Origin of the sequence: Microbacterium sp. H6 (assembly GCF_003314775.1) — a bacterium.
Lineage (GTDB): Bacteria > Actinomycetota > Actinomycetes > Actinomycetales > Microbacteriaceae > Microbacterium > Microbacterium oxydans.
On sequence record NZ_QOAY01000187.1, the window covers coordinates 14,615 to 20,412 of the forward strand.

General features: G+C 67.6%; 5 protein-coding genes. 1 reads left to right on the forward strand and 4 read right to left on the reverse strand.

Translation table 11 applies throughout. From position 1 onward, the window contains the following. Positions 1–336: 336 nt before the first annotated feature. A complete protein-coding gene (locus tag DSP71_RS12165; RefSeq protein ID WP_113681216.1) occupies positions 337–1,536 on the forward strand; it encodes an ROK family transcriptional regulator in 1,200 nt (399 codons plus the stop codon). Between the two features lie 298 nt (positions 1,537–1,834). Here the strand turns inward: DSP71_RS12165 and DSP71_RS12170 are convergent, their stop codons facing one another. The 4 genes from DSP71_RS12170 to DSP71_RS12185 form a co-directional block, all read right to left on the reverse strand. Then, positions 1,835–2,074 (reverse strand): acyl-CoA carboxylase subunit epsilon, encoded by a 240-nt coding sequence (locus tag DSP71_RS12170; RefSeq protein ID WP_113681217.1) that lies wholly within the window; start codon positions 2,072–2,074, stop codon positions 1,835–1,837. After that, the gene (locus tag DSP71_RS12175) at positions 2,071–3,660 is read right to left on the reverse strand and encodes an acyl-CoA carboxylase subunit beta (RefSeq protein WP_374168968.1); all 1,590 of its coding nucleotides are present in this window, start codon (positions 3,658–3,660) and stop codon (positions 2,071–2,073) included. The genes DSP71_RS12170 and DSP71_RS12175 overlap by 4 nt, the downstream gene beginning before the upstream one ends. Positions 3,661–3,741: 81 nt before the next feature. Continuing rightward, positions 3,742–4,725 (reverse strand): hypothetical protein, encoded by a 984-nt coding sequence (locus DSP71_RS12180; protein ID WP_113681218.1) that lies wholly within the window; start codon positions 4,723–4,725, stop codon positions 3,742–3,744. Positions 4,726–4,805: 80 nt separating this feature from the next. Further along, positions 4,806–5,498, reverse strand: coding sequence for an NTP transferase domain-containing protein (locus DSP71_RS12185; RefSeq protein WP_046748968.1), 693 nt, complete (start codon positions 5,496–5,498; stop codon positions 4,806–4,808). Between the last annotated feature and the right edge of the window lie 300 nt (positions 5,499–5,798).

Consider the following 5,798-nt stretch of genomic DNA (forward strand, 5'->3'; position numbering starts at 1 on the left):
GGCGTGGCCAGGGCTGGCAGGCGGGGACAGCGGACGAACGCATGCGTCCTCGGCTCCGGCCTGGGGAGATGACCGGAGTCGAGGATGGTGAGAGTGGGAGAGGGGCGGCGAATCCGCCTGCCCCTCTCCGTGCGGACAGTTACCCGAAAACCGTCCGCTGGTGGCCGATCAGCGTCTGTCTACCCTGGGACAGAGAGACCAGCCGAACGCGAAGCGTCCCCCTCAGTCTGATGGTTCGCGCGAACATTGTCTGTAGGTATTTTGGGGGACACGATTTCACCCCCGATAGGCCATCATTGGACGATGGCAACGCGTCGTGGCACCAACCTTCCGCGCATGGGCGACTTCAATCAGTCCGTGATCCTGGAGGCCATCCGGCAGTCCGGCGAAGGGCTCAGCAGGATCGAGCTGTCGACGGCGACGCGCCTCTCGGCGCAGACGGTCACGAACATCACCCGCAGACTCCTCGATGACGGCTTCATCAGGGAAGCGGGTCGAACGATCAACGGACCAGGCAAGCCGCGGGTCACCCTGCGGCTCGTCGCGGACAGCCGCTTCGCCGTGGGGGTCCATCTGGATCCCGCGCTGATGACTTTCGTGCTGTTGGATCTGGCCGGCGCGGTCGTCCGTCGTCTGAGCGTGCGAACCCCTGCCGAGGATCCCCACCGCATCGTCGAGGCCATGGCGTCGACGATCGATGCGTTGATCGTCGGTTCGGGCGTCGACCGCTCCCGGATCGCCGGGGTGGGGGTCGCGGCTCCCGGCCCGCTCGACGCGGAGCTGGGGACGGTGATCGACCCGCCTAAGCTCGCAGGCTGGCACCGTGTGCCGTTGCGGGCAGTGCTCGCGGAGGCGACGGGGTTGCCCGTGGTCGTGGAGAAGGACACGACCTCGGCTGCGGTGGGCGAGCTCTGGACGAGGCGGGAATCGGCGGACGACTCCTTCGTCTTCGTCTATCTGGGGATCGGTATCGGCGCGGCCATCGCACGTGATGGAGAGGCGGTCCGGGGGAGCACACGCAACATCGGCGAGATCGGCCACATCATCGTCGACCCCGACGGACCGTCCTGCGCGTGCGGGGCCCGCGGATGCGTCGAGGTGGTGTGCACCCCGCAGGCGATCATCGAGCAGGCGGAGAGGGCAGGGGTATTCGACGACGAGCATCAGACGAGCGACGCCGCGGCAGTCGACCAGCGATTCGGGCAGCTGTGCGAGCGAGCGGCTGCCGGGGACGAAGCCGCGGGGGAGGTGCTTCGGCGCTCCGCCGCGCACATCACGGTGCTGACGGCGGTGCTCACGAACATGCTCGACGTCGACCGCGTCGTCTTCGGTGGGCCGTTCTGGTCGCGGCTCGCTGATGTGTACCTGGCAGAGGTCCCCGACCTGCTCGATCGGGCCAGCGCCACCAGGGCGATACGCACCCTCCCCGTCGACGGCACGGTGGTGGGCGACGATGTCGGTGCGGTGGGAGCGGCGTGCGTCGTCCTCGACTCGGTCCTGAGCCCGCGTGCCTCCGACCTCCTGCTCGACAGCTGAGTGCTCGGGGGTCACCTTTGCGAGCATAAGTCGAATCGATATAGTATTTGAGTTTCGTCCTTCGGACAGATCAGCGGAGTCCGCCTTCTGCTGTGCGCACGGCACCGTCGCACGCCGCGGAGCACGCAGGTCTTCACGAGGGGGGATCCGTCCGGCTCTCGAAGAGGGGCGGACGAGGCGGCGACGGGGACGCGGCCGCGCAGGGCGCTGGGGGTCCTGCGACGATCGTCGACGTGGTTCGTGAAGCGGAGGGTTCGCGGACCACGCCGACGGCGTTCTTTCCGTGTTCCGAGCGGCGTCAGCCGGAGAAACGGCCCCACGGTATGTCGCGACGGAGCTGGCGACGCAACGGACGCTGCGTCCTGGCCCAGGCGGAGACGGCGGGCTCGTCGGCCACGGCTGCGGCCTCCTCGGTCGCGTACGCCTCGCTGATCACCGCGATGAGAGCGGCGAGCTCCTCCTCGGTGGCCGCGCCCCGGGTGATGTCGAGCAGCGGCGCGTCCGAGGAGGGGCCGCCCTGCGGGTTGTGCTCGGTCACAGGGGGATGTTCCCGTGCTTCTTCGGGGGCAGCTCCGCGCGCTTTCCGCGCAGGGCGCGCAGGGCCTTGGCGATCGAGACGCGGGTGTTGGCCGGTTCGATGATGCCGTCGAGCTCCCCGCGCTCAGCTGCCAGGAAAGGAGACGCCACGTTGTAGGTGTACTCGTTCGCGAGCCGGGTGCGCACGGCGGCGACGTCCTCGCCGGCCTCCTCCGCCTTCTTGATCTCACCGCGGTACAGGATGTTGACCGCCCCCTGACCGCCCATGACCGCGATCTCGGCGGTCGGCCAAGCGAGGTTCACATCCGCGCCGAGCTGCTTCGAGCCCATCACGATGTACGCACCCCCGTAGGCCTTGCGCAGGATGACGGTGACGAGGGGCACGGTGGCCTCCGCGTAGGCGTAGAGCAGCTTCGCACCGCGGCGGATGACGCCGGTCCACTCCTGGTCCGTGCCGGGAAGGTAGCCGGGCACGTCGACCAGCGTGACGATCGGGATCGAGAAGGCATCGCAGAATCGCACGAAGCGACTGGCCTTCTCGCCTGCCTCGATGTTCAGGGTGCCGGCCATCTGCGACGGCTGGTTGGCGATGATGCCGACCGAGCGACCTTCGACACGACCGAAGCCGATCACGATGTTGGGCGCGAACAGCGGCTGCACCTCGAGGAAATCGCCCTCGTCGACGACGTGCTCGATCACCGTGTGGATGTCGTAGGGCTGGTTGGTCGAGTCGGGGACGATCGTGTTGAGCACGCGATCGGCGTCTGTCGTCTCGAACTCGAACGCGCTCTCGTACGACGGGAGTTCCGCCATGTTGTTGTCCGGGAGGAAGCTCAGGAGCGTGCGCGCGTAATCGATGGCGTCGTCCTCGTCTTCCGCGAGGTAGTGCGCGACACCGGATCGGGTGTTGTGGGTGTAGGCGCCGCCCAACTCCTCCATCCCCACGTCTTCGCCGGTCACGGTCTTGATCACATCGGGACCCGTGACGAACATCTGGCTGGTCTTGTCGACCATGATGACGAAGTCGGTCAGAGCGGGGGAGTACACCGCACCACCCGCGGCCGGGCCCATGATGATGGAGATCTGCGGGATGACACCGGAAGCGCGGGTGTTCAGGCGGAAGATCTCACCGTACTTGCCGAGCGCGACGACGCCCTCCTGGATGCGCGCGCCGCCGGAGTCGAGGATGCCGATGCAGGGCATCCCTCCGGCGAGGGCGAACTCCATGATCTTCACGATCTTCTCGCCGGCGACCTCGCCGAGCGAGCCGCCGAAGGTGGAGAAGTCCTGCGAGTACACCGCGACGGTGCGCCCGTTGATGGTGCCGACGCCGGTGACGACGGAGTCGCCGTAGGGGCGGGAGCGATCCATGCCGAAGGCCGTGGTGCGGTGGCGTACATACTCATCGAACTCGACGAAGCTTCCCGGATCCACGAGCAGCTCGACGCGCTCGCGGGCGGTCATCTTGCCCTTCGCGTGCTGCTTCTCCTTCGCCTTCGCTTCCGCGTCGACGACGGCTTCCGTGTAGCGAGCGCGCAGGTCCGCGATCTTGCCGGCGGTGGTAAAGAGGTCGGGCTTGTCCGTCACGGATTCCACCCTATCGTCGGCTCGCCCCCCGCTGTTGGATGCTCGCCACAACGGCTCAGCGGATCCTTTGGCGACCTGCGCTCAGCGCTCTTCGCGCTCGTCGCCGGGGTTCGAGGGCAGGGAGTGGTCGCCGGTGCCGGCCTCGAGCTCTTCGGACGGGCTCTCTCGTCGGCGACCTGCACGTCCGCCGACACGGTGCCCGACCCACTCCGCGCCTCGTGCCACGGTGCCGGCGGCACCCACCACCGCGTTCCCGGCGTAGCGGGCGCCCCGGAGCATCCGCAGCTCGAGCTTCTCGGCCCCGGGGACAGGCTCCAGCTCGAGCGGCAGGTCGATCGGCGCAGAGCCGAAGGCCTTGTGCGAAGTGGTCAGCACGCGGCGGCCGAGGATGTTGTTCCCCGCGCCTCCGATCGCGGCGCCGATGCCGAACGGGAGAGCCTTGCCGATCACCGACGCGCCTCCCTTCGCCGCGAACTGCTTCACGAACATGCTCTTGAGCTGGTCGACGAGGGGGCCGACTGCGGCACGGGGGAGGGATTTCGTGACGAGCTCACCCCAGTACGAGGACCTGCTGCCGCCGCGCCCAGCGACCTGGCCGGCGAGCTGTCCGACGAGGTCGACGCCCTCCTTGCCGAGCATCAGCGTCATCACCAGGGCGCGGGCGCGATCCGGGTTCGCCACGGCGATCCCGTGCACCTCGGCGACCGACTGGGCGAACAGGGCGGTGGACTCCACGAAACCCACGGTCTCGACCCCGGAGAGGGCGAGGGTGACACCGGTGCCGATGCCCGGCACGACGGCGGTCGCTCCCACCGCCGCACCTCCGGTCGTCACGGCCGCGAGGTAGCGCCGCTCGAGGATGCGGATGAGTTCCGCGGGTGAAGCCTGGGGATTGCGCAGCCGGATGCTGCGGATGTGCGCGAGGACGAGTGGGCGCTGGATCGCCAGCACGCGATCGAGACCACGCACCATCATCGGGTGCTCCGCCGAGCCGGCGGGGGGAACGCCCTTGTCCCACGGAGCGTCGTCCGGGAGCGAATGGATCTTGTGCACCTTGGGGGCCATGCAGAGATCCTATGGAGACAGCCCGCGAAAACGCCGAAAGCCCGGTCCCGCGAGGGGGACCGGGCTTTCGTATCGTTCGATCAGACGAAGAGGTTCGCGCGCTCCAGGTCTTCGGCGAAGTCGACCTCGACCGCGTACAGGTCGGAGACGTCCATCGGCTCGAGCAGCAGGCCGTCCTCGGCGATCGCGAGTTCGAGGCCGCGCTCGAAGTAGTCCTGGTCCTCCACCCGCTGCAGCTGGCGCATGAAGGCCTTCTTCTGCGCGGAGGAGATGTAGTTGATGCCCACAGCCTCGCCCAGTCCGCCCTTGACGGTCTTGGACAGTTCGTTGATGAAGCCCTCGGCGGTGACCGTGTACTTCACCTCTTCGTCGCTGACCTTGGAGGTGTTCACCGTGACGAAGGACTGGTCGCGCTCGATGTACTCGAGAGCACGGCCGAGGATCATCGGGTCGAAGACGACATCGCCGTTCATCCACAGCACACCGCCGCGACCGGTGGCACCGAGGGCGCGCAGCAGGCTCTTGGACGTGTTGGTCTCGTCGTAGCGCTCGTTGTGGACGTAGTTCACGTGCGGGAAGGCATCGATGATGGTCTCGGCGCGGTAGCCCACCACGGTCGTGATTCGGGCGTCGGAGCCGAATGCGGCCCGGATGTTGTCGTGCTGCTGGCCCATGATCGTGCGGCCGTCGCTCAGTTCGGTGAGCGGCTTCGGCAGCGCGCGGCCGAGGCGCGAGCCCATTCCGGCGGCGAGGATGACGGTCTGAAGAGTCACGAGTGCTCCTAAAGGAAGTTGTGTTCACGGTCGATTAACCGACCAGACACTTCGTCGTGCCGCGTTCATGGTATCGATTCCGCCTGGGAACCTCAGGGCCAGGAGGGCCCCGTTGTCATTTCGTGATCGACTACACACGTGATGCACAGGCTTGCGACCACCCTGCAATCGCTGTGAAGTCACAGCATCCGAGGGCAGTTTATTGCGCGGCGGCCTTGGCGCACAGCCGCCCGTTGATACCGTAGGACGGTGACTGCCTCCCCTGACGACCGCACCGCCCAGGTGGACCTGACCGAGACC

Excerpts from the sequence above, each read along its gene's own strand:
- DSP71_RS12180 (WP_113681218.1), bottom strand. The coding sequence starts at position 4,725 with ATGGCCCCCAAGGTGCACAAGATCCATTCGCTCCCGGACGACGCTCCG.
- DSP71_RS12165 (WP_113681216.1), top strand. The coding sequence starts at position 337 with ATGGGCGACTTCAATCAGTCCGTGATCCTGGAGGCCATCCGGCAGTCC.